This is a genomic window from Sphingobacterium paludis, assembly GCF_004364125.1.
GTDB lineage: Bacteria > Bacteroidota > Bacteroidia > Sphingobacteriales > Sphingobacteriaceae > Sphingobacterium > Sphingobacterium paludis.
The window spans coordinates 216,571-241,596 of sequence record NZ_SNZV01000001.1 but is presented as its reverse complement, the minus strand read 5'-3'; the positions used below and the strand labels follow the sequence as shown (position 1 = coordinate 241,596).

General features: G+C 44.6%; 23 protein-coding genes. 10 read left to right on the top strand and 13 right to left on the bottom strand.

What is annotated here, in order from left to right; translation table 11 throughout:
* Positions 1-86 precede the first annotated feature (86 nt).
* Positions 87-3,764, top strand: a complete 3,678-nt coding sequence (purL, locus tag B0I21_RS01085; RefSeq protein ID WP_133638493.1) for a phosphoribosylformylglycinamidine synthase — start codon at positions 87-89, stop codon at positions 3,762-3,764.
* Between the two features lie 127 nt (positions 3,765-3,891).
* Here the strand turns inward: purL and B0I21_RS01080 are convergent, their stop codons facing one another.
* The gene (locus tag B0I21_RS01080; RefSeq protein WP_133638492.1) at positions 3,892-4,872 is read right to left on the bottom strand and encodes a 1-acyl-sn-glycerol-3-phosphate acyltransferase; all 981 of its coding nucleotides are present in this window, start codon (positions 4,870-4,872) and stop codon (positions 3,892-3,894) included.
* A gap of 121 nt (positions 4,873-4,993) precedes the next feature.
* Here B0I21_RS01080 and B0I21_RS01075 point away from each other — a divergent pair, with 121 nt between their 5' ends.
* Entirely contained in the window at positions 4,994-5,386 is a 393-nt protein-coding gene (locus B0I21_RS01075; protein WP_243835909.1) for a DUF1801 domain-containing protein, read from the top strand.
* Between the two features lie 75 nt (positions 5,387-5,461).
* Positions 5,462-6,199, top strand: a complete 738-nt coding sequence (kdsB, locus tag B0I21_RS01070) for a 3-deoxy-manno-octulosonate cytidylyltransferase (RefSeq protein ID WP_133638491.1) — start codon at positions 5,462-5,464, stop codon at positions 6,197-6,199.
* Positions 6,200-6,242: 43 nt separating this feature from the next.
* Here the strand turns inward: kdsB and pdeM are convergent, their stop codons facing one another.
* The 4 genes from pdeM to B0I21_RS01050 are packed head-to-tail and all read right to left on the bottom strand — an operon-like array spanning position 6,243 to position 11,932.
* Entirely contained in the window at positions 6,243-6,893 is a 651-nt protein-coding gene (gene pdeM, locus B0I21_RS01065) for a ligase-associated DNA damage response endonuclease PdeM (RefSeq protein ID WP_133638490.1), read from the bottom strand.
* Complete coding sequence (locus tag B0I21_RS01060) at positions 6,893-9,340, bottom strand: ligase-associated DNA damage response DEXH box helicase (RefSeq protein ID WP_133638489.1); 2,448 nt, start codon at positions 9,338-9,340, stop codon at positions 6,893-6,895. The genes pdeM and B0I21_RS01060 overlap by 1 nt, the downstream gene beginning before the upstream one ends.
* Positions 9,324-10,937 carry an ATP-dependent DNA ligase gene (locus B0I21_RS01055; RefSeq protein WP_133638488.1) on the bottom strand — a complete coding sequence of 538 codons (1,614 nt, stop codon included), beginning with the start codon at positions 10,935-10,937 and terminating at the stop codon, positions 9,324-9,326. The genes B0I21_RS01060 and B0I21_RS01055 overlap by 17 nt, the downstream gene beginning before the upstream one ends.
* Positions 10,934-11,932 (bottom strand): ligase-associated DNA damage response exonuclease, encoded by a 999-nt coding sequence (locus B0I21_RS01050; protein ID WP_133638487.1) that lies wholly within the window; start codon positions 11,930-11,932, stop codon positions 10,934-10,936. Before B0I21_RS01050 ends, B0I21_RS01055 begins: the two co-directional genes overlap by 4 nt.
* Before the next feature lie 81 nt (positions 11,933-12,013).
* Between B0I21_RS01050 and B0I21_RS01045 the strand changes: the two genes are divergently transcribed.
* Positions 12,014-12,676: an HAD family hydrolase gene (locus tag B0I21_RS01045; RefSeq protein WP_133638486.1), complete on the top strand. Its 663-nt coding sequence runs from the start codon at positions 12,014-12,016 to the stop codon at positions 12,674-12,676.
* Between the two features lie 3 nt (positions 12,677-12,679).
* Positions 12,680-13,444, top strand: a complete 765-nt coding sequence (locus B0I21_RS01040) for a sulfite exporter TauE/SafE family protein (RefSeq protein ID WP_133638485.1) — start codon at positions 12,680-12,682, stop codon at positions 13,442-13,444.
* Between the two features lie 115 nt (positions 13,445-13,559).
* On the opposite strand, the gene B0I21_RS01035 is transcribed toward B0I21_RS01040, so the two are convergent.
* A complete protein-coding gene (locus tag B0I21_RS01035; RefSeq protein ID WP_133638484.1) occupies positions 13,560-13,832 on the bottom strand; it encodes a GNAT family N-acetyltransferase in 273 nt (90 codons plus the stop codon).
* 5 nt (positions 13,833-13,837) lie between these two features.
* Positions 13,838-14,275 carry an SRPBCC family protein gene (locus B0I21_RS01030; protein ID WP_166637746.1) on the bottom strand — a complete coding sequence of 146 codons (438 nt, stop codon included), beginning with the start codon at positions 14,273-14,275 and terminating at the stop codon, positions 13,838-13,840.
* Positions 14,276-14,585: 310 nt separating this feature from the next.
* Between B0I21_RS01030 and B0I21_RS01025 the strand changes: the two genes are divergently transcribed.
* The 3 genes from B0I21_RS01025 to B0I21_RS19980 all read left to right on the top strand — a co-directional run bounded on the left by B0I21_RS01025 (position 14,586) and on the right by B0I21_RS19980 (position 16,568).
* Positions 14,586-15,707: a CofH family radical SAM protein gene (locus B0I21_RS01025; RefSeq protein WP_133638964.1), complete on the top strand. Its 1,122-nt coding sequence runs from the start codon at positions 14,586-14,588 to the stop codon at positions 15,705-15,707.
* Between the two features lie 11 nt (positions 15,708-15,718).
* On the top strand, positions 15,719-16,279 hold the full coding sequence (scpB, locus tag B0I21_RS01020; RefSeq protein WP_133638482.1) for an SMC-Scp complex subunit ScpB: 561 nt from the start codon (positions 15,719-15,721) through the stop codon (positions 16,277-16,279).
* A gap of 130 nt (positions 16,280-16,409) precedes the next feature.
* Positions 16,410-16,568, top strand: a complete 159-nt coding sequence (locus B0I21_RS19980; RefSeq protein WP_166637745.1) for a hypothetical protein — start codon at positions 16,410-16,412, stop codon at positions 16,566-16,568.
* Positions 16,569-16,675: 107 nt separating this feature from the next.
* Here B0I21_RS19980 and B0I21_RS01015 read toward each other — a convergent pair whose 3' ends face one another.
* The 6 genes from B0I21_RS01015 to B0I21_RS00990 all read right to left on the bottom strand — a co-directional run bounded on the left by B0I21_RS01015 (position 16,676) and on the right by B0I21_RS00990 (position 21,593).
* Positions 16,676-17,005, bottom strand: a complete 330-nt coding sequence (locus B0I21_RS01015) for a helix-turn-helix domain-containing protein (RefSeq protein ID WP_037494425.1) — start codon at positions 17,003-17,005, stop codon at positions 16,676-16,678.
* Between the two features lie 69 nt (positions 17,006-17,074).
* The gene (locus tag B0I21_RS01010) at positions 17,075-18,445 is read right to left on the bottom strand and encodes a Mur ligase domain-containing protein (protein ID WP_133638481.1); all 1,371 of its coding nucleotides are present in this window, start codon (positions 18,443-18,445) and stop codon (positions 17,075-17,077) included.
* Positions 18,445-19,287, bottom strand: coding sequence for a 50S ribosomal protein L11 methyltransferase (prmA, locus tag B0I21_RS01005; RefSeq protein WP_133638480.1), 843 nt, complete (start codon positions 19,285-19,287; stop codon positions 18,445-18,447). Before prmA ends, B0I21_RS01010 begins: the two co-directional genes overlap by 1 nt.
* Before the next feature lie 2 nt (positions 19,288-19,289).
* Complete coding sequence (tpiA, locus tag B0I21_RS01000; protein WP_133638479.1) at positions 19,290-20,057, bottom strand: triose-phosphate isomerase; 768 nt, start codon at positions 20,055-20,057, stop codon at positions 19,290-19,292.
* Positions 20,058-20,070: 13 nt separating this feature from the next.
* The gene (locus B0I21_RS00995) at positions 20,071-21,267 is read right to left on the bottom strand and encodes a putative sugar nucleotidyl transferase (protein WP_133638478.1); all 1,197 of its coding nucleotides are present in this window, start codon (positions 21,265-21,267) and stop codon (positions 20,071-20,073) included.
* A gap of 77 nt (positions 21,268-21,344) precedes the next feature.
* Entirely contained in the window at positions 21,345-21,593 is a 249-nt protein-coding gene (locus B0I21_RS00990) for a type B 50S ribosomal protein L31 (RefSeq protein WP_037494436.1), read from the bottom strand.
* 344 nt (positions 21,594-21,937) lie between these two features.
* Between B0I21_RS00990 and lysS the strand changes: the two genes are divergently transcribed.
* Both lysS and B0I21_RS00980 read left to right on the top strand, forming a co-directional pair.
* Positions 21,938-23,656: a lysine--tRNA ligase gene (gene lysS, locus B0I21_RS00985; protein ID WP_133638477.1), complete on the top strand. Its 1,719-nt coding sequence runs from the start codon at positions 21,938-21,940 to the stop codon at positions 23,654-23,656.
* 259 nt (positions 23,657-23,915) lie between these two features.
* On the top strand, positions 23,916-24,944 hold the full coding sequence (locus tag B0I21_RS00980; protein ID WP_133638476.1) for an OmpA family protein: 1,029 nt from the start codon (positions 23,916-23,918) through the stop codon (positions 24,942-24,944).
* Positions 24,945-25,026: the final 82 nt, after the last annotated feature.

Genomic DNA, 25,026 nt, shown 5'->3' with positions numbered 1-25,026 from the left:
CAGATTTTAGAATTTCGCTATTTCTCATTAAAATATTCCGTAACTTTGTGCTTTGATTTGAATAACGTTCAAAATACACAGTTATAATGATTCATTTCTTCGTGAACCCCAGCAACACTGTTTACGGTGTGCAAACGCAACAAGAACTATCTCAAGAAGATATTTCTAAACTAAACTGGCTCTTTGGAAACGCTAAAAAACTTACAGAACATACGCTGAGCGATCATTACGTAGGCCCTCGGGCAGCTATGATCACACCGTGGAGTACCAACGCGGTGGAAATCACGCAAAATATGGGTATAGCGGGTATCGTTCGCATCGAGGAATTTCATAAAGTCAACGCAGACTTCGATGATTTTGATCCGATGATCGCGCAAAAATATGCCGGTTTGACACAAGAAATCTACACCATTGCGATCAAGCCCGAGCCTATTCTGAAGATATCTGACATTGCGGCCTACAACCAACAAGAGGGTTTGGCGTTAAGTCACGAAGAGGTGGAGTACCTCAACAAATTGGCCGAGAAATTGGAAAGAAAGCTGACAGATGCGGAGATTTTCGCTTTCTCCCAAGCTAATTCCGAGCACTGCCGCCACAAAATTTTCAATGGTACCTTCGTCATCGACGGTCAGGAACAACCGACATCGTTGTTCAAACTAATCAGAAAAACGTCAGAAACACACCCTAATGAAATCGTTTCGGCATACAAAGATAATGTCGCTTTCATCAAAGGGCCTCAGGTAACGCAATTTGCACCATTATCGGGTGATAAACCCGATTTCTATAGCGAGAAACTATTTGACTCCGTCATTTCTTTGAAAGCGGAAACACATAATTTTCCAACCACGGTAGAGCCCTTTGCGGGCGCCGCTACCGGATCAGGTGGTGAAATCCGCGATCGCCTCGCTGGTGGACAAGGGTCGCTGCCCCTTGCCGGAACAGCAATATACATGACATCCTACTCACGCCTTGCTGAAGAACGTCCGTGGGAACATGCTGTCCAGGAACGCCAATGGCTTTACCAAACACCGGTAGACATCTTGATCAAAGCGTCGAATGGTGCGTCTGATTTCGGGAATAAATTTGGACAACCGCTCATCACCGGTTCAGTTTTAACGTTTGAGCACGAGGAAGAAGGACGGAAACTAGGATACGACAAAGTGATTATGCAGGCGGGTGGCATTGGCTACGGAAAGCTGGATCAAGCAAAAAAACACGAGCCGCAGGTAGGCGATAAAATAGTGGTTTTAGGAGGCGAAAATTACCGCATCGGTATGGGCGGTGCAGCCGTTTCCTCTGCGGATACGGGCGCGTTCGGGTCGGGTATCGAATTAAACGCCATTCAGCGCTCCAATCCAGAGATGCAAAAACGCGCAGCAAACGCTATTCGTGCGTTTGTGGAAGCCGACCACAACCCCATCGTGTCTATACACGATCATGGCGCCGGCGGACATCTAAATTGTCTTTCCGAACTCGTAGAGGCTACGGGCGGACTGATCGATCTGGACAAACTCCCTGTGGGCGATCCTACGCTTTCGGCGAAAGAAATTATAGGTAATGAGTCGCAGGAAAGAATGGGGCTTGTCATTGCTGATCAAGATATCGAACAGCTGAAAAAGGTAGCCGATCGAGAGCGCGCGCCTATGTACGCCGTGGGTGACGTCACAGGCGATCATCGTTTCACTTTTGCTTCATCAACCACGGGCGAAAAACCCATGGATTACGATCTTGCAGACTTTTTCGGCTCTTCGCCGAAAACCATCATGAACGATAAAACTGTAGATCGCACCTATGCGGAGCTGAGCTACAACGTGCATAACCTGCCTACTTACCTCAAGCAGGTATTGCAACTGGAGGCCGTGGCGTCTAAAGATTGGTTGACCAATAAAGTGGATCGCTGTGTTGGGGGCCGTGTTGCCAAACAGCAGTGTGCAGGCCCGCTACAACTTCCATTAAATAACGTCGGTGTGATGGCGCTCGATTACAAATCTACGGAAGGCATTGCAACTACCGTAGGACACTCGCCACTGACAGCCCTGGTAGATCCCGTTGCAGGCTCGCGCAATGCCATTGCCGAATCGCTTTCTAACTTAGTGTTTGCACCTATAAAAGACGGTTTAGCAGGTGTATCCCTGTCGGCGAACTGGATGTGGCCATGCAATAACGAAGGCGAAGATGCTCGTCTATACCAAGCTGTGAAAGGATGTTCTGATTTCGCTATTGAGTTGGGCATTAACATTCCTACAGGAAAAGATTCCCTATCCATGAAACAAAAGTATCCGGACGGCAACCACGTGATTGCCCCAGGGACACTCATTGTTTCCGCGGCCGGTAACTGTACCCACATTAGTAAAGTAGTGGAGCCTGTTTTGCAGAAAAACGCGGGATCCATCTACTATATCAATCTTTCGCAAGATCGTTTTAAGTTGGGCGGTTCTGCTTTCGCACAAATCAACAACAAAATCGGAAACGAAGTTCCCGATGTGAAGGACGCCAACTATTTCAAGACGGCGTTCAACACGGTTCAGCAGCTTATAAAGGCTGAGCAGATTACGGCGGGACACGATGTGGGATCTGGAGGTCTTATCACTACCCTATTGGAACTGACTTTTGCAGATGTCAACCTAGCTGCGCACTATGACCTTACCGCACTTCAGGAAATCGATACGGTGAAAGCATTATTCAACGAGAATATAGGACTTGTGCTTCAAGCGAAGAACGATGCGTCGTTTGAGGCGGCAATGGATGCAGCAGGCATACAAGCAATAAAAATCGGATCAGCGGTGGAGGGAACAACCGTGAGCTTCACCAATCACGATGACAGCTTCCAGTTTGACGTAGAAGAAATGCGCGATACCTGGTTTAAAACATCCTACTTGCTGGATCAGAAACAGTCCAAGAATGGCATGGCGGACGCCCGGTTGGCAAATTATAAAAAGCAACCTTTGCAGTACCAGTTCCCCGCTCAGTTCACCGGCAAAAAACCAGATACCACCAACCTATCCGCTCGGCCAAAAGCAGCCATCATTCGCGAAAAAGGTTCGAACTCGGAGCGCGAGATGGCGAACGCCATGTATTTAGCGGGCTTTGATGTGAAAGATGTGCATATGACAGATCTTATCTCGGGTCGAGAGACGTTAGAAGATATACAATTTATCGGCGCTGTAGGCGGTTTTTCAAACTCTGATGTTTTGGGATCAGCAAAAGGTTGGGCTGGCGCTTTCCTATACAATCAGAAAGCGAAAACAGCCTTGGAAAACTTCTTTGCACGCCCCGATACGTTATCGGTAGGAATTTGCAACGGCTGCCAGCTTTTTATGGAATTGGAGCTGATCAATCCGGACCATGAAATACATGGGAAGATGCAGCACAACACTTCTCAGAAACACGAATCTAATTTCGTTTCGGTAAACGTGCAAGAGAATAATTCGGTAATGCTGTCGACCTTAGCAGGTACGACATTAGGCGTATGGATTTCACACGGCGAAGGAAAATTCAACCTGCCGCACACGGAAGACCAATACAGCATTGTTGCTAAATATGGCTACGAGGAGTATCCGCATAATCCAAACGGGTCGGATTTCAACACCGCTATGCTGTGTGATAAAACAGGACGGCACTTGGTTACCATGCCGCATATCGAACGTTCCATCTTTCAATGGAATTGGGCCAACTATCCCGCTGGCCGACAAGACGAAGTGTCGCCATGGATTGAAGCCTTCGTGAACGCGCGCGAGTGGATCGAAAAAACGGCTAATTCGTAAACAAACAGGAGTTCAAATCCCTCTTTGCAAAACCGCAAAGAGGGATTTTTTTATGCGTTGACGTTATGGGGTAAAACGTAAAGGTGCTACTAATGGATAACCTTATTCACAACCCAAATCACCAAAATTATCTGCTCTGCCCCAGCGTATTTACTTTTCTCGAATCTAAATCCGTCTCCGTCTTAATCTGCTGGTAGCGTGCCATGCAATAAGCAGTAGCCGGAAGCAACATGAAACATAGCAAACCTATCCAAAAGCCCGCTAGTTTTCCAACAAGGAAACTAACTAGAAAGACGAATATGGGATACGAAAACAATAAGGCGGTAAATAATAGCGAATCATAAAAGATCGTACCAGCAGTCTTCTTACGAATGTAGTCTCGCCAAACACGATAAAACCAGAACTGTGTGTAGTAGCCTATCTTGGCAGGAATTTTCAGCAACGACTCCTCCCGGTCGGTCAACAATTTTCCAGCCAGCGGCTGTTCGGTCATCGCAGCACGCAGGCTTGCGCGGAGGTCGGCAATCAGTGCCGGAGATTGTATAAGATTGTTTTCGATGTAGTCTGTACTATCCAAAGGCGGCAGGGCAGTAATTTCTACCAATTTTGGAACGTGCTGAAAGGAGTTGTAATTTAGCATATAGGGCTGCAGCTGTAGCGGCACATCTGCACGATAGGCGCGTTCCAATAAAGAGGTAAGGCCACCGTTCATAAAGGGCTGTAGCGCCCAGATATTGAGTGAACGTCCTTCCGGAAAAATCAACACATGCTTCCCACTCGCTAATAAACGAATACACTCGTCAAAGGTGAAATCATTTTTTACAGCAAACTCATCATCGTCACTTTTCTTGTATATGGGCAACTGGTAAAGGCTTCTGAGCAACATATTCGCTACGGGATGCCTAAACAGATCGCCACGCGTCAGAAACCATAACTCCGCAGGACAATACGCCGCAATAACCAGCGCGTCAAACAGGGAGTTAGGGTGATTAGCGACAACAACGCTTGGCCCAGCAAAGGTCGCTAAGGGTAATTTTTTTCGCCGTAAATCTGGAGCATACCAATGGAGACCTATCCGAACAAAATATTTTAATGCCGTATAAAACATAAATCAAAACAGACTATAATGTTACAATCGATAAGGACAAGATAGCAAAAAATAGACCTTTTTTTTCGAAACATTTTCCGAGCTTTACGTGTAGCTTTTACAGATAACCAACCAAATGTCTATGATACATCCCGATGTACTAAAATACAATGCAGAACAAGCCGAAGCTGATCAAGTAATCTGTACTCGGCTGGCGCGGCATATCAGCGAGAGTTTACCTGAAGCAGACAACAAACTTTGGCATGCGCATCCTGTTTGGTTTATAGATCATAACCCTATCGCTGGTTATAGCAAGTTGAAAGATTCTGTACGACTACTATTTTGGAGTGGACAATCGTTCGATGAACCCGGACTCTCCACCGAAGGCAAGTTTAAAGCAGCAGAAATACGGTATAAAGAGCTGGGGCAGATCTGCGAACAAGATCTGGATCGATGGTTGGATAAAGCACGGGATATACAGTGGGACTACAAAAACATAGTCAGGCGAAAAGGTAACCTTGAACGGTTAAAATAGAACAACAGTAAGATTTTCCTTCAAAAATCAATGCTTATATTTTTGTGTATTAATATTTACTCGTTAATTTGAATCATGAAGATTATAGGAATAATTCCGGCACGATATGCCTCCTCACGTTTTCCGGGCAAACCGTTGGTTGATATCGCTGGAAAATCAATGATACAGCGCGTTTACGAGCAAGTCAAAGGTTGCTCAAGTTTATCAGAAGTAGTCGTAGCCACGGATGATGAACGCATCGAACAACATGTCAGGTCTTTTGCTGGAAACGTAATCCTAACCGCTGCGAACCACGAATCGGGAACGGATCGATGTGCAGAAGTAGTCTCCAAAATCAATGGATTTGATGTCGCGATCAATATACAAGGCGATGAGCCTTTTATTAATCCACTGCAAATCGATCTGCTTTGCTCCTTGTTTGCAGACCCTAAAACCGATATCGGAACGTTGGTAAAAACAATAGAAAACGAAGAGGATCTCTTCAGTGAAAATACGCCCAAGGTGATCATTGGCAGCAAACAACAAGCGCTTTATTTCTCTCGGCAAACTATCCCTTTTCTTCGCAGCGCAGACCGTTCAGAATGGCTCCGCAAACATATTTTTTACAAACATATCGGCATATACGGCTACCGCGTCGCGGTGTTAAAGGAGATCACGAAACTACCTGTTTCATCGTTAGAAAAAGCGGAGGCTCTCGAGCAATTACGCTGGATAGAGCATGGTTACAACATCAAGGTAGCGCAGACCGAGTTTGATACCATAGCGGTTGATCACCCCGAAGACTTAGACACCATTCGGAAAAAATATTTTTAATATTCGCGTGCCGACGGATGCTACCGTCGCACCCGAATGTCGGTTAACCTTTCATTTCCACGACAGCATCGCCCACTATGGCAAAAATTCTGTTTTCCTGCCGTTTGGAAATCATATAAAGCCCCGTCCAACGCCCGAATGCCGGCAGCGTAAGCACCTCATCCTCCCAGTAAAAGCAGGGTAGCTTGTAGTATTGCCGGCCGCGCAGCGCCACTTCACATCCGGGATGAATGTGGCCAACAATATTATAAAGTCCCTTATCTAGGTTTTTGATCGGCTCATGCGATAGCACGATGCCTGCCGAAAGCAGCACGTAGTCTTTAACCTGAATGACGGACTCTTGCAAAATAGACTCCGGTAGGACATCGTGGTTGCCCAAGGTCAAGGTAAAGTTAACATGCGGAAACCGAAGTAAAAAAACCTGAAACTGATCCCACTCATAATTCCAGACCGAATGGAATAAATCCCCCAAGAATACGACGTGGCTAATTTGCAAATCGCGAATAAGTATAGCTAAGCGTGCAAATTCCTCTTCCAGCTGCATCGGTGGTACAAAAAGACCTTCCTTTCTAAAATGCCCCAATTTGCCTATATGCCAATCCGAAACCACCACCATTTCATGTTCCGGAATGTAGGCCACCTTTTGCGGCATCAGATAAATCTCCAGACCATTCATCACTATTTTTTTCGCCATTACTCCATCTTTCCTTCCAGTTGCAATTTTAAGAGTTCCAATCGGCTTTGCCAATCTTCATTGCTATATTTTTCGCGGAAAGATTCCGAAAAGATCGGAAAAGAAAATGGTGTTAGCTGTTTGGGGAACGTTAATATGATGGCGTGATCAGCAATACGCTCAAAGGCGAGCTGCATTCGTCCCTCTTCAAGCTGAAAATCAAAAACCTCATCATAAGCCTCGCGCAACAGCAAATTATCCGGGTCGTAATCCTCGAATACAGAGAAAAATAAGCCCGCATTAGCTTGGAGGTGTTTTGCTTTCATGGCTTTGCCTGGATAACCTTGAAAGATAAGGCCAGCAATTCCGGCAATATCCCGAAATCGCCGCCGCGCCATTTCCTGTACGTTAATGCCTGATGTAATGTCTTGGTGCAGTCCTTTGGGCGATAGCAATTCTTTGATTTGCGCATCGTCCATATCATATTTCGTAGCGGAGAGCAACTCAAAGCCATATTCATTACTCGCGATACTGAAAGTTGCGGGTTTGATTTTGCCCAAGCGATAGGCCAGTACCTGCGCCATACCTTCGTGCACCAGTTTGCCATCAAAAGGATATACAAACAAGTGGTAACCATATTTGGTAGAGATGTATTCAACCAACAACTCGTCTTCGCGGGGCAATCCTGAACGTCTTTCCTGTTCTTTAAAGAGTGGACGAAGGAAACTCACTTCCCTACTGGCCTGCCTCGACTGCTGTATACTTTTAAAGCTATGCCGAATGGCAACCCCCAAGTCGGGCGAGATAGAGAACCGCCCGCCCATCCACGATGGAACCACCCCCTTCGATTTTGTTGTAGGCCGTACCACGACCTCCATGTTTCGTACATGGAGCAACTCCAGTTGTCGGCCGGAAAACCAGAATACATCCCCGCCTTTGAGCTTCGCTATGAAAGATTCTTCGATAGAGCCCAGATATTTGCCAGACATAAACTTGACCTTCATCATCGCATCAGACACGATAGCCCCGATGCTTAGCCGGTGTCGCATCGCGAGTTTGCGAGACTCTACTTTATAACGCCCATCATCTAACACCAATCGGTGGAAATCATCATACGCACTGAGGCTCTTGCCCCCATGGATCAGCATCGAGAGGCATTCATCAAATTCCCCTCTGCTAAGCGATGCGAAACAATGCGTGCTGCTTACTTCCGTAAAAACCTGATCCGCGATAAAGCCATCGCCTACCGCGAGGGTCATCAAATATTGAATCAAAACATCAAAACTCCGAATATAGGGAATACGCTGTTCGATAATATGTTCCTTTACAGCATATTTTAAGGAGTCGCCTTCAATAATCTCTAACGAATTGGTAGGCACATAATAGATATAGGACGTTTCATGTGGACGGTGCCCCGAGCGGCCTGCTCGTTGTAAAAAGCGTGCCACACCTTTTGGTGAACCCACCTGGATAACGCAATCAACTGGACGAAAATCTACCCCCAGATCTAAGCTGCTGGTGCACACCACCGCCTTGAGCCGCCCCTCATGCAGAGCGTCTTCCACCCACAACCTTACTTCGTCACTCAACGAACCATGGTGAATGGCTAAAATGCCGGCAAACTCGGGGTAATGCATGATAATTTGTTGATACCAAATTTCCGACTGCGAGCGCGTATTGGTAAAGATTAAGGTGGATTGATGCTTGTTTACAATATCGATAACCTTATCCAATAGCCGTATGCCGAGATGCCCTGCCCACGGAAATTTCTCCAGACTATCTGGCAAAACCGTCTCGATCTCAATCTTCTTTTTGAGGTCTGCACGGACCATCACGCCGCTGTGGTTCACGCCTAACAAAATTTCTTGCGCCTGCTTAAGATTTCCGATGGTGGCAGATATACCCCAAATTTTCAGGCGTGGATTGATTGCTTTTATTCTGCTTAAAGCCAGTTCGACCAGTACGCCGCGCTTGCTACCGAGGAGTTCGTGCCATTCATCAATAACGATGAACTCCAGCTGGCTGAAATAGTCCGTAGCACCTTTCGAAGCAAGCAACAGGTGCACGCTTTCCGGCGTAGTGATCAATGCTTGTGGTGGTGCTTTACGTTGCTTCTGACGCTGACTGAGGCTAGTATCTCCCGTGCGAAGCTCGATCTTGTAATCGAGTTCGAGATCGCTGCTTACTTGGTTTGTCGCTTTGTAAATCTCTTTGGACAGCGCGCGCAAAGGCGTGATCCAAAGGGCATGCAGTTTCGTTTGTCGGTTTTTGCTTTTACGTTTTTGGTAATTGCTGTCTTCATAGTAGTGCGCAAGCACGCCAAACCAAATCGCAAAGGTCTTTCCGAAGCCGGTGGGCGCATTGAGCAACCCCGACTTTCCCTTGGCAATTGCTTTCCAGGCATTGCGTTGAAAGGTATGTGGCTCCCAGCCTTGGTTATGAAACCATACGTCAGCGAATTGATTCATCTCGGGCGGCAATCAAATTTAATAAATCCTCTTTCGTGTTCGCTTCGCTAGCGGGCTTATCCTGCCTCCACCGCAAGATGCGGGGAAAACGCAAGGCCACGCCAGACTTGTGCCGACTACTGAGATTAATCCCCTCAAACGCCAGCTCAAAAACTAAAGTAGGCGTCACACTGCGGACAGGACCAAACTTTTCGACCGTATGGCGCTTGATCCAGTTATCAATTACATGAAGCTCCTTATCAGTAAGTCCCGAATAAGCCTTGGTGAACGGCACCAGTTCGCCATCGTCCCAAACGGCAAAGGTATAGTCGGTAAATAAGTTAGCGCGGCGTCCATGCCCAGATTGTGCGTATATCAGCACCCCATCAATGGTCATCGGGTCGGTCTTCCATTTCCACCAGTTACCCCGCTTGCGGCCCACTTCATATGCACTATCCCGATGCTTTAGCATCAAGCCTTCAGACTGATACCGTCGGGCATCCTTCCGGTAATTTTCTGCGGCGGTCCAATCCTCGAAATCCAGCCTCTGCGATAGTTTTAAAACATGGCTCACCGGGTAATTGCTCAACAGCAATTCCAATTGCTTTCTCCTTTCGCTCAACGGCCAGTCTCGAATATCATTACCTTCCCACTCCAACAGGTCGTAGCAAACCATCACAAGCGGAGCCATCACGAGACTGCTTTTCGATACATTTTTGCGGCCTATTCGGGTTTGCATAACAGCAAAATCGAGTGGCTTACCATCTTTCCAAGGAATAACCTCGCCATCGATAACGGTTCCATCCGGCAAAATATCGCGCAACGGTTCAAATTCAACAAATTTATCGGTCATCAGATCTTCACCTCTGCTCCAGACAAATAATTCACTTTTGCGCACGATAAGCTGCCCTCGAATGCCATCCAGTTTAGCTTCTACCACCCAATCAGTGATGGCGCCAAGCTCAACAGGATCTTTATCTAGCGCGTAAGCAAGGTAAAACGGATAAGGTAAGAAATGTTTCGTTTCTTGCACATCATCTTGAAAAAGAGATTGCATGGTTTCTTCGAATGGGGTCCATTTCCCCATTAAGCGATGCTCGATTTCGGTTTCTTCCATATGGAGGTAACTGGCAACGGCCTTCACAACCAATTTTCGTGAAACGCCGACCCGAAGATTTCCGGTTAACAATTTATTGAAGAGAAACAGTCCCGTTCCCTGTAGCCCCATCCAGTAACGGATAACGATATCACGTTGATCCAACGATGAAAGGCTTCGCATACGGATGATATCTTCAAATATCAACCGTAGCGAAGGATCGTTAGGCGTCGTATCCACAGCAGGTACCGGAAGAATAAGCGATATGGTTTCGGCCAAATCACCCACGATATAATAACTTTCTTCGATAAGCCATAGCGGTATTTGCGCTTGCTCGGATGCCCATAAGCGCAAATCTGTTGTTTTCACTGGTCGTTTAGGCTTATTTCCTATCAGCACGGCGATAGCAAAAAGCTTATCTTCCTCCTTAGCCTCGCGCAGGAAACGGGCAATTGCACTGACTTTAGCGGATGTCTTTGTCGTGCTGTCGATAGCTTCAAACAGATGCTCAAAATCCCTCATACGTTTTCCTCCTCGGCGTCATTGTACAACGTTTTAAAGATCGATCCGCCAATACCGTATTCCTCGCGAACCCATTTGCTAAAGTTATGCTCGTACCCATGGGTCACATATACATGCTTAGCGGCTGTTTGTATAACGGCTTGGTTAAGCTGCCGCCAGTCGCAATGATCAGACAACGGGAAGCCCCTGTCTACACCTTTTCGCCTCCGCGCCCCCCGCAGCTGCATCCAACCGCTGCACATAGCAATTCGGTACGGCTTTAGTGTGCGTAGCCAAGGCGTATCCATAGCAGAGGGGGGTGCTACGATGAGCGCACCGCGAATCTGATCGCGTTTCGTATCTGCCGTGATGCGCGTGCCGGCAAAGCGATAGCCTACTTCGGTAAGGGCATTATTTACATTATCTACCGCGCCATGCAGAAAAATAGGACCAATGCGCTCATCCGCATGTGCTAAGATATTTTGCGCCTTTCCCAAAGCATAACCCAGTAAAACGGTATTGATGCCTTCTGCAGCATTCGACCGCCACCAGGCATTGATATCTGCATAGATAGCGGCATTGGAAGGAAAATGATAAACCGGCAAGCCAAAAGTACTTTCAGTAATAAGATGGTCGCATTTCACTAACGCATAGGGTTGACTGACCCCATCCGGCTCGAGCTTATAATCGCCGGTGAACAGCCACACTTCGCCCTGGTATTCCAGGCGTATCTGTGCCGAGCCGATAATATGTCCAGCAGGATGAAAAGAGATCTTTACACCGTTTATTTCTAGCTCCTCTTCGTAGGCGACGCCCTGGACGGAATTGTCTTCCCCAAGCCGCAACCGCAGAATCGGAACGGTGTGATGGTGACAAATGTAATGGGACATGCCCCAGCGCATATGGTCGCTGTGCCCATGCGTAATTAACGCTGTATGTACTGGCTTCCAGGGATCAATATAGAAATCGCCCTGCTTGCAGTAGAGACCATACTCATTTACTGACAATAAGTTCATCCAACGGTAATTTTCTTTGTGTACACTCGCTTTTACAGCTAACAGCTCGAGCCGTAAAATAGTTTTGATTATCTTTGCCCCATGAATCAATACGCTGTCATTTTTGACATGGACGGAGTAATCTGTCATACCAACCCCTACCATGCGAAGGCTTTTGCCGTTTTCTTTGACAAATACAAGATTGCCTATACCGACAAAGAATTTGAAGACCATATGTTTGGCAAACACAACAGCTATATCATGACGCATTTCTTCAAACGAGATATTCTTGGTGAAGAGTTGGCGGCATTGGAATTCGAAAAAGAAGCGCTCTTTAGGGATATTTACAAATCGGAGGTAAAGACTCTCCCCCATTATCTTGAATTTTTGACTGATTTAAAAGATAACGGCTTTAAAACGGCAGTAGCAACTTCTGCACCGCGTGCAAATTTGGAATTAATCCTGGAGGTGTTACAAATTGAAGATAAAATGGACTCCCTGCTGGCCAGTGAAAATGTGTCGCTACATAAACCCCATCCGGAAGTTTATTTGAAGTCCGCGCAAAATATTGGCGTAGATCCCGCACACTGTGTTGTATTTGAAGACTCATTTTCAGGCGTTACTGCTGGGCTGAATGCAGGAATGAAAGTTGTGGGTGTTTTAAGTTCCCACACAAAGGAGCATTTACCACCCTGCGTAGCCTATATCGACGATTATAAGAACATCGACGCAGCAATGATTAAAAGCATCTTGAAAGAAGACTAGTACATGCGTGAGGCTCTGCAATTGATTTCGAGTCCTGAAGGTTGGGCGTTATATTTTTTTTGCGCCATATTGATCGGCATGTCCAAAACAGGCATACAAAATATTGGCACCTTATCGGTGCCATTTTTCGCTTTGCTTTTTGGTGCGAAATACTCTACCGGCATCGTGCTGATATTACTGTGTTTTGCCGACGTACTCGCTGTTGTTTATTACCGAAAGGCATTCCTATGGCAAGAAGTTAAAAAGCTACTTCCTGCTTCGTTAGTGGGGCTTTGCATCGGCCTCCTCCTCGGTGACAACGTACCGGATAAGATGTTCAAAATGCTGATCGGCATTTGCATCCTCTTTGGAGCGGTGATCATGGTCTGGCTTGACCGCACATCGCAAGTAAAGCGCGATGGGCTCATTAAAAACAAATGGTATGCGCCTTTTTTTGGCTTTATTTTAGGCTTCTCCACGATGATAGGCAATGCCGCCGGGCCGGCTCTATCCGTCTATATGCTTTCCAAGCGACTCGATAAGATAACATTTGCGGCAACATCCGCTTGGTTTATTATGATGTTAAACTTCACAAAAATTCCACTTCAAGCCTTTATTTGGCATAACCTAAGTTGGAATGGATTTTTTCTGAATGTATTGGCGTTGCCATTTATCGTCGTTGGCGGCGTGATCGGGATAAAACTGGTAAAAATTTTACCCGAAAAACAATTCCGAATATTGATCTTAAGTTTAGTTGTGATCTCCGCAGTGCTGCTTATAACATTTTAAACATAGCCTAGGGAGTAAAGGTCGGAGGCGGCACAAAGAAAAACGTCATAGCAGGAACAAGGCCTGCCATGACGTTTTTTTTACTGTAGAAAGCATCGTTGGTAGACCGCTTTGCTTATGCTAGCACGTCCTGTTCGTCCGGATAGCGCTCAAATACCGTAGCCGCAAACGAGCAAGCTGGAACTACCTTAAGCTGGTTATCACGCGCCAGCTTGATAGCTGCTAACACTAAATCCTCTGCTACCTTATTGCCTCGATAAAACGGTTCAACCTCCGTATGCACAATCGTGATTGTTTTTTCATCACGCTCATACTGTAGTTCGCCAATCTGTACCTCATCGTTCAGAGCTAGCCATTTGCTCTGATCCTCCATATGTATTAATTCCATTTTAATCAGTTATTATCTTCTAAAAAATTCGCCAATGAGGTTCCCATAAGACTGTCCCAGCCACGCTCATACTTGCCCCGCTCCAACAAAACACCGGCATCGCTAAAATTCTCGATGCCCTCGTGAATAACGCGAACCGCCGTAGCATTACCGCGTGGCGTCAAGTACCAAGTTACTACCGATGTACCTTCGCTTTCCGAAGGGTGACTCCATGCGTACTGCAGTAACTCATTCGGTTTAAAATCTAAGATCTTGATGCGATAATGATAGCGGTTCAATCCTTTCGATTCGTAGAAATCAAACTGCCCACCTTTTTTTAGTTCAAAATCAGGTATCTCAAAGTACCATAGCGTCAGCTTGTCTTTATCTGTAAGAGCTTCCCATATTTGATTAGGACTAGCAGCATAAGTTCGTTCGACTAAGATTGGGGCAAGTTTTTTCATAACCTCCATTGTTTTTCAATAAATGTAACAAAAATCGGGAACAAATAGTTTCAAGCCCTCAAGAAAAAAGAAACCCTAAAAAAATCGTCTCTGTGGGATCGTTATCAGAGGAAAATATGCGAACCAAGCAGACCAAGTCAAGTGCAAACAAATGGCACATCCGAAAATGAAAAAACGCTTTAAAATAGATATTTGTGTACAAATAACCGCACGCGAGAAAGCATACAGATCGACTTTTGCGCCAGAATCGCCAGGTAGGTTTCTGGGAAACATTTCACACTACAAGAAATCCTATGTATCTTTGTTAGCAATGAATGTAGACAAATTATTGGGCCGCGCATTGGACTTTGAGTTTCTAACCAAAGAAGAGGGAATGCACCTTTATTATCATGCGGCTACATCGGATTTAAGCTATGTAGCCAACGAGCTTCGCAAGAAGCAAGTGCCACATGGGAAGGTGACTTGGCAAATTGACCGTAATGTCAATACCACGAATGTGTGTATTGCCAACTGCAAATTTTGCAATTTTTTCCGCCGACCGGGGCACGATGAGAGCTACATCACCGATATAGATACGTACAAACAAAAGATCGAAGAAACATTCCGATACGGGGGCGATCAGCTCCTTTTGCAAGGTGGGCACCACCCCGATTTGGGGCTATCGTTCTACACCACGCTGTTTAAACAGCTTAAAGACCTATATCCGGCGTTAAAGTTACACGCTTTAGGCCCCCCCGAGATTGCCCACGTAGCTAAACTGGAAAGCATGAGCCATATCGAAGTGCTCAGCGCTATGAAAGAAGCTGGACTTGATTCTCTTCCAGGCGCCGGCGCAGAAATTCTGAATGATCGCGTACGCCGCCTTATTTCGAAAGGGAAATGTGGCGGACAAGAGTGGCTCGATGTTATGCGCGCTGCACATAAAATAAACCTGCCGACCTCGGCGACCATGATGTTCGGCCATATCGAGACCATTGAAGAGCGTTTTGAACATTTGGTCTGGATACGTGAAGTGCAACAAGAGAAGCCTGCAGAAGCGCATGGATTTATCGCCTTTATTCCCTGGCCCTTTCAAGATGATGGCACGCTCCTGAAACGTTTAAGAGGAATTACAAACAATATCACAGGTGAAGAGTACATTCGGATGATTGCGCTTAGCCGTATCATGTTGCCCAACGTAAAAAACATTCAGGCATCTTGGCTAACGGTCGGAAAACGTACGGCTCAATTGTGTTTACATGCCGGCGCAAACGACTTTGGCTCGATCATGATTGAGGAAAACGTGGTTTCGGCAGCTGGGGCACCACATCGTTTTACGTCGAAATCCATTCAGGATGCCATTGTGGAAGCAGGATTCGAACCGCAACTGCGGACGCAGAAATACGATTTCCGGGAGCTACCGAGCATGGAGGAACAGATCATTAACTATTAAAGAACTTCACCTTGAAAGATATCGTATTAAATATAGAGGCTGTTATTTTTGCAACGGAAGAAGGTATTGGCGCAGGCGAGATTAAACAAATTTTGCAAGACGCCTTGGCCATAGAAATTAACAAGCAGGAAGTGATCGATCTCGTTGATAAAATACAGAAAAAATATGCGCAAGACGATCAGGTTTTTGAGCTCAGGGAAATTAATGGGCAATATCAATTTTTAACGAAGGCAAGGTATCATGAGGCCATCAACCAGCTACAGGCCCATAAAGATAGAAAAAAATTAAGTCAGTCGGCTTTGGAAACCCTAGCTATTATTGCCTATAGACAGCCCATAACCAAGTTGGAGGTAGAGCAAATCCGGGGCGTTAATTGCGACTATTCTATTCAACGTCTTCTGGAGAAAAAGTTAATTCAGATCGCAGGCAAGTCCACAACCATTGGTAAGCCCCTATTGTATGCTACGAGTGATCAGTTCATGCAACATTTTGGAATTAACACAGCGAAAGACCTTCCGCAACTAAAAGATATCGTTGCTGAAGAGAATAGTATTGGTGAAGTCATAGAGTAGCTAGCTTAAAACTTAAACACCTGAGGCACAAGCTCTAAAAAAATAAAAAAAATTTTAAGTACGAATTTTCTTACCTATTTTTACGCTTGGTAACAAACAGAGGATTTATCAATTTTAACACAAAAAGACTATGATGCAAGTGGCAGAACAAGAGGTTTTAGTGGATGAGATCATCAACTTTAACGGTCCAGAGGATGATGCAGATGATGTCTATGATGATGACGATTTCGAATTAAATGAGATCGATTCTATCGGAGATCTTGATGATTTTGATGATGACGATTTTTAATCGAAGTAAGTAAACTATTCGAATCAACCGGACAAAATTAGAAAAAAAAAGAAAAGGCAGCGTCAATAATTTTGCGCTGCCTTTTGCATAAATTCGTTTGATGCAGACTATTTTTTGTGTAATTGTTCGTACAAATCAATTACCTTCTTCTGCAAATCAATCACTTCGCTATCTCTAGATTGAAGTTTCTTGCTCAATACGTTGATTTCATCTTGGATTTGTTTTTCCTCTTCAGAATCAGTAGTAGATAGCAACTGGACAAGAGAAAGGCCGAAAAGCTTTGAAATCTGATTTAATCTCGAAAGATTCACGTCAGTAATACCAGTCTCAATTTTTGAGAAAGCTGGGATCGAAATGTCCAAACGTTTCGCCACGTCCTCTTGGCTCCAACCTTTTTGATGTCTCAGTAGACGAATTTTTTTTCCTAATGCATTCATGGGTAAATTGTTTTTCTTATTCCAAAAGTAATAAAAAAAATATTAAAGAAAAACTAAGAAAAAAAATAATTAATAATTTTTAAAAAATTTGTCTGCAAATCCTGCTACATTGATTGAATTATGATTGGGAGATATCATAAATAATAGATTAAAACCCAAGGATTTGAAGCCTTCCAGGTATTTTTCTAAGGAAGAAACGTCTTTTAGAAAAGTGAAGTTTTTATGATTAAAAACACGCTCAATTTCCACTTCTAAATTACTTATTAATATATTTTTGTCCTTAATAGCGTCCTTGTTTACGAGAACGACAGCATAATCTGACTCATCCATAGAGGCGTGATATTGTTCAAGAAAACCGGGATTGGAGATATCGTAAGGGTTCAGCTCAATGATGGTCACCAACCCTTGATCGGGAAATTGCTCCTTGACCGCATGGATACTGGTTTGAAGCTTATATGAGGAGTAATTAAAGTCCTGATAAACGACCCGCTCATTGTCACTTGCAACAAATTCAAGATAGCGTATTGAGCTTTTAAAATCGCGAATGGCATCGTAGAATTCTAGTCGCTTTACGCCTAGCCATTCGCACACGGTGTAGGCGCCAGCAATATTAGACAGGTTTAATTTACCAAAAACTTGTAAGGGTATACGTTCCTCTCCCAGATGCAAATAGGTAACTCCTTTATTGATCGAATACTCGGGTAACCGATAGCCATGTCGGTTAATTTTACAGTCAGACGTTTCTTCTACAATTTCTCGAAGATGCTCATTATCCTTATTATAAATCAATGTTCCTTTCTTTACAATCGTATCGATAAATGTCTCAAATTGTTGAAAGTAATCTTCTCGGCTGATGTTCGTACGGCTTGCATTCCAATCCACGCCACTTATTAACGCAATATTGGGATGAAAAAGATGGAATTTCGATTGATGGTCAATCGGCGATGCATAATATTCATCGCCCTCCAATAAGATAATTTTGTTGTGTACAGTAAGCTTGATCAACGAATCAAAACCTTCTAACTGCGCGCCCACTAGGTAATCAAAATCTTTACCCAATTTTTTAAGCACATGCATCACCATACTCATGATGGTTGTTTTGCCATAGGTACCCGCTACGACTACACGCGTTTTGTTGACACTTTGTTCATAGATAAATTCTGGAAAAGAATATATCTTTATATTCAGTTCTTGTGCGCGCAAAAGTTCGGGATTATCGACTTCGGCATGCATACCCAAGATCACAGCATCAATGTCTTCTGCAATAGTTTCGGGAAACCACCCCACCTTCGCAGGCAATAAGCCTGCCTTTTTCAACCTCGATCGGGACGGCTCAACGATTTGATCGTCTGATCCCGTAACCTGATGCCCCTGTTCAGCTAAGGAAATAGCCAAATTATGCATCACAGCACCACCGATGGCAATAAAATGAATGCGCATTATTTAATTTTATTAAACTTCGCCGAACACCACGCGTCAAGCACTTTCATACTTTCATAGGTGTACCCAACGGATTCGGCTTTTTCACGAAGGATCATTAAATCTTCCACCGCGTAAAAACCACTGATGTAGAGCACGCCGCCAATTCGTGTACTCGCGCTGTATTGATCAAGCTGATCCAACAATATATTACGATTGATATTTGCCAAGATAACATCGAATACCTGCCCTTCGAGCACCTCTTTCGATCCTAAAGCGGACGTAATCATTGGGGTGTCGTTAAGTAGCTTATTTTCCTCCACACTGGCCACACACACATCATCATAATCCACTGCCAAGACGCTTTTGGCACCACGCTTAATAGCCAAAATTGCTAGAATACCTGTGCCACAGCCCATGTCCAACACCTCTTTGTCTAGAAAGTCATGCTCTAGAATGTAGGATAACATCATGGACGTGGTTTGGTGATGGCCCGTACCGAATGACATTTTTGGGTCGATTACGATTTCGTATGGTATGTCTGGGCGCGGCTCATGAAAGGTAGCCCGAACGTAGCAAGAATCGTCCACAACAATGGGGTTAAAATTGCTTTCCCACAGTGTGTTCCAATTCTGGTCTTCGACTTCTTTCACGGTATATGCCACGTCGAAACCTTCGGTTTCAGCCAACAGCACCGTTTCCAACGCTTGTATATCAAGGTTTGCGGCTGGAATGTAAGCCGCAAAACCTTGATCCGTATCTTCAAACGTATCAAACCCAATCTCGCCCAGCGAAGAGATTAACAAATCCTTCTGCCAATCCTCCATATTGGACGAGGTAAACGTGACGGATGAATATCTCATTGTTAGTCGTTAAACACCTTAACGATATCCAGAAAATCACGTGACTTCAATGAAGCTCCGCCAATCAATCCGCCGTCAATGTCTTTTTGAGAAAAGAGATCTTTGGCATTACCTGGGTTACAGCTTCCGCCATAAAGAATCGTCGTATTGTTCGCTAGCTCTTCGCCATATTTCGCGGAAACACGTTCACGAATGAAGGCATGCACTTCCTGCGCTTGCTCCGGTGAAGCCGTAAGACCCGTACCAATTGCCCAAACAGGCTCGTAAGCCAACACGACTTTGGCAAACTCTTCACCCGACAAGTGAAAAACGCCTCCCTCCAACTGTGCCTTGATGACATCGAAAAATTTTCCGCTTTCCCGCTCTTCCTTCGTTTCACCTATACAGAAAATGGGCGCCAATCCGTGGGCAAGGGCCGCATTCACTTTTTCCGTCAGTAAAGCTTCTGTCTCGCCGAAATAAGCCCGACGCTCCGAGTGGCCTAAGATGACGTAGCTCGCTCCTACCGACTTAACCTGGCTTGCTGAAATTTCTCCAGTATAAGCCCCCGACTCGGCCTGGTGGATATTTTGGGCACCAACGGCTACATTGCTTACCGGCGATGCCAGCTTACCGATACTGTACAAATGAATGGCTGGGCTGCATACAACAACCTCTTGGTTGCCCACAACTTCATCTTTCACCATATTAACAATCTCTGAAAAAAGACTTAAGCCTTTTTCATAGTCAAGATTCATCTTCCAGTTTCCTGCTACAATGTTTTTACGCATAATACTCTATATTTTATTCTGTTTCTAAATATCGTTGTCTCTGAGCCTCCGTGAGGCTATATACATCGTGTAATATCTGAACGTCCAGATCTTCCAGATGTTCTTTTTTTATTGCTGCCCTATCACGCAGCATGGTTTCAAATTTATGCCAGCGGTAAGATTCCCTTTTTCTATCGGTTACCCAGCAAAAGTCAGCCACAAATTTGGGAATAATATTTGACATTGCAATCTGCGTTCCCACACCAATAATATTACCTGTGGTGATGGAAGAGTTAATACCACAGCTTGCATAGTCGCCCATAAAGGTGCCTACTTTAGGAACCCGAGTATCCCGAAAGCCCGCCTCCTGGTAATCGTAAATCGATACGTTGCTCCAGTTATTTTGCAGATTGGAATTACTGCTACCTGCCCCTATGTTGCATCCCTCTCCGATAACAGAACAACCGAGATAGCCATCGTGGCCCTTTGCACAATTTCCCCAAAGCACACTGTTATTCACCTCGCCCGCTACGGTGGCGTTTGGACCTATGGTCACATTTGGATACAAACGGCTCCCCATCTTGACACGCGCTCCTGCACAGATAGCAATCGGACCCCGCAGAAAGCACCCTTCTTCTATAATCGCGCCATCACCTATATAAATGGGCCCACTTTGCGTATTGAAAGTACTGCATAACGAAGCGACATCCTGCCCGACAAACAGCTGTTCACCTAATACGCGGTTCGAATCATCCAGTTGCGCGGATGTTTTGCCTGCACAGAGCAGGGCGTAATCGGCTGCCAACTCGACCGCATTCAGCCGATAAATATCCTCTAAGAAACAAACTTGAGCCAAGTAGTCTGTAAAATCGATCCTGTTGAAGGTAGCGAGATCAGGCTCATCCATCCAATGATCAACTTTGTAAGCAATCCATTGCCCGTCTTTCATGAGAACGCTTTGTGAGGACAATCCTTGAAGCACTTGAATCAACGATTCGGATGGAAGTAAGTTACCGCGAATAACCAGGTAACATACAGAATGCGGAGCTGCTGGAAATTTTTGTTGAAGATAGGGAGAAGTATAGAAATAGATAGGTGTTGAAAGCCTAAGTTTCCACTTTTCACTCAGTGTGAGGATGCCAACCCGAAGGTCACTCACTGGGCGCGTATAAACCAAAGGCAGCAAATGTTCCCGCCATTCAGCGCGATCATGTAATACAACTTCCAACATAGTTGATGATAAAATTACATAAAAAAATCCCGATAAGCGAACTTATCGGGACAAAGTTGTTTTGCCTGTACAGCGAATTACTTCTTGTTGTAACGGCTACGGAATTTGTCAATACGACCTGCTGTATCAACTAATTTCATTTTACCCGTGTAGAATGGGTGTGATGTATGAGAAATCTCTAATTTTACTAATGGATACTCATTACCATCTTCCCATGTAATTGACTCTTTCGTGTCTACACATGATTTTGTTAAGAAAGCATAGTCATTAGACATATCTTTAAAAACTACGAATCTGTAGTTTGATGGATGCAAATCTTTTTTCATTTTATCTTATGATTACGTATATTCAACAATCGAGGTGCAAAGATAATTTATATTTTCAAAAAAAACAAAATAATAATCATTCTCCGGTCAATATTTTTGCTAAGGCGTCCCTACGCAAAGTACGAAAAACGAATGTCTTTTATTTACCGCATTAACCCACCCTGAGGTAAAACGCTATCGGGGCTTGTATTTCTAGCTACATATCCCCTGAAAAAGGGCTTTTTGAAACGCGGAGATAGCTTCTGGCGAATAAGCAGACCCATTGCTTTTTTTGGAAGCCAGCGTACAAGATTAGCTTTTTTTATTATTTTTGCGTTCTTATCTAGCATTTTAAATATTAATACATGAGTACTGTATTATCCGAACAGGAACAACAGCGCAGACTGAATCTTCAAGCGATACTCGATTTAGGAATTAATCCTTATCCGGCAGACGAATTTGAAGTCAATGCATCCGCAGCCGACATTTTAGAAAATTACGACAGAGATAAATTAAATTATAAGAGCATTCGCTTGGCAGGGCGCATCATGAGCCGTCGGGTGATGGGAAGCGCATCTTTCATGGAACTTCAGGATGCTACCGGTCGCGTGCAAGCCTATGTAAAACGTGACGACCTCTGCCCAGGCGAAGATAAAACACTTTATAACACGGTATTTAAAAAACTGTTAGACATCGGTGATATTGTTGGTGTTGAAGGTTATGTTTTTACCACGCAAACGGGAGAGATATCAATTCACGTAGAAAAGTTAACCATCTTAACGAAATCGCTCCGCCCCCTCCCTATCGTGAAGGAAGCGGAAGGCAAAACGTTTGATGCATTTACTGATCCGGAGCAACGCTACCGCATGCGCTACGTAGACCTTATTGTTAATCCGCAAAACCGTGATGTATTCATAAAGCGTACTAAGCTGTTTACAGCAATGCGGGACTTTTTCAATAACGCAGGCTATATGGAGGTAGAAACGCCGATCCTGCAGTCCATCCCGGGAGGTGCAACAGCACGTCCGTTTACAACGCACCATAATGCATTGAACATCCCGCTATACATGCGTATTGCGAATGAGCTGTACCTGAAACGACTGATCGTTGGCGGATTTGAAGGTGTATACGAGTTTTCTAAAAACTTCCGTAACGAGGGTATGGATAGAACCCATAACCCGGAGTTTACAGTCATGGAAATTTACGTAGCCTACAAAGACTACAACTGGATGATGAGTTTCACCGAACGCATGTTGGAGCACTGCGCCTTAGCGGTTAATGGCAGCACAGCAGCAACCTTTGGCGAACACCATATTGATTTTAAAGCCCCCTACAAACGTGTCACGATGGCGCAGTCCATTATGGACTTCACTGGCTTTGATATCATCGGTAAAACCGAAGATGAAATTCGTGCAGCGGCGAAAGGCATGGGCATCGAGGTGAATGAAACAATGGGGAAAGGCAAGTTAATCGATGAAATTTTCGGCGAAAAATGTGAGGGAAATTATATACAGCCTACCTTCATTACCGACTACCCGATTGAAATGTCTCCATTGACAAAAAAGCATCGAGACAACCCCGAACTTACAGAGCGTTTCGAGTTGATGGTATGTGGTAAGGAAATCGCCAACGCCTACTCCGAATTAAACGACCCAATCGACCAACGCGAACGTTTTGAGGATCAGCTGCGTTTATCTGAAAAAGGCGATGACGAGGCCATGTTTATTGATCAGGATTTCTTACGAGCACTCGAGTATGGTATGCCGCCGACTTCGGGCCTCGGTATAGGAATGGACCGATTGATTATGTTCTTAACAAACAATGCATCCATACAGGAAGTACTCTTCTTTCCGCAAATGCGCCCGGAAAAAGTGGCGAAAATGGCATCTGTAGAAGACTTCGTAGCAGAGGGTGTCCCCGCTGAATGGGTACCCGTTTTGCAGAAAATGGGCTTAACAACGATCGAATTATTAAAGGAAGCCAATCCAAATAAAGTATTTAATGACCTCGGCGGATTACGCAAAAAGATGAAACTTGACATCGCTATGCCTAGCAAAGATGATGTCTCTACTTGGTTTGATTAATCACCTATCTAAAACAAACCATAACAGTGGCGATCAGACGTAAGTTTGGTCGCTTTTTTTTGCATACTACGAATCGCCATGGACCGGAATAAGCGGTATTTGGGAAGCACTTAGTTAAGGTTAGGTAAGATGATCCAATAAAACATTACACAATTTTTTGAGAAGAATTTCAGCAAGCGTGCATGTATTTTTCATACATTTGAAAAGAATAAACGTTTTGTTAACAACTCTTTATCGGATTATAACAACCATTGCACTCATGAAAAGAATATCGATCATATGCGTCACAGCCCATTTGCTGTTCGCCTGCAACCCTGTTAAAACCACGGAAACTGACAATACCGACAGCGTTTCTACTGAACAAAGCGAAGCTTTGGATCAAGCGGCGACAGCAAGCGTTAGCTCAGAACATGCTGCCTTTGATATAACCAGGATTCCGGTTTCTACCGTTGATATCGGTGATTTTCCATTCTTCACCGCACCTGAGGGTTCTTTATACATCAACAAACCCAAGGTTAGTAATTTTGATTTCATTGTATTCGTCACCCCGGACGATATTTACGAAGTCGAGGGAAAAACGTTCCGCGCGCACGTACATCCCGATAGAAAGAACAAAAGTGAGAACGAAGTGAGCGGACGCTATCTCACCAAGAGCTTTGAAGACGCTATCGTAAACGCTGGAGGGGTTAAAGTATTCGAAGGCCGCTTGCTCGACGCCCGAAAAGACAAATATACCGAACTTTGTACGTATGCCGGAAGCAATGGCAGCATTGATATATGGAATAATAGCATGGCAACCTATATAATCCGCCGAGACGATGGGAACGTTTATATAGCCCTTGACAAAGACAAAGGCAATTCCACCTCCATACAGATTGTGCAAGAAAAGCCTTTCGAGCAGACGATTAAAAAAATAACATCGGATAAGATCGAAAGCGACCTTACAGAAACCGGTAAGTCTGTTCTGCACATCAACTTCGAAACAGATAAAGCCACGCTTAAACCGGAAGGCACCGAAGCAATACAGGAAATTATCAAAGTGCTTTCGAAAAACACAGCATTAAAAATCGCAATTCATGGTTACACCGACAATGTCGGTACCAAAGAGCACAACCAAAAACTGTCCGAGAGCCGTGCGACAGCAGTAAAAAATGAAATTACAAAATCGGGAATAAGTGCAGACCGACTAACATCAAAAGGTTTCGGACAAGAAGATCCGATAGCTGACAACGGTACGGAGGAGGGCAAAGCGCAAAACCGAAGAGTAGAACTTGTTAAACTAAAATAAGACTGATGTATGGTATCTACAAGGGTAGTGCTTTAAAAGTAGTGCTTTTAAGATAATCTCTTTTTAAAAGATCCTTCGGAAA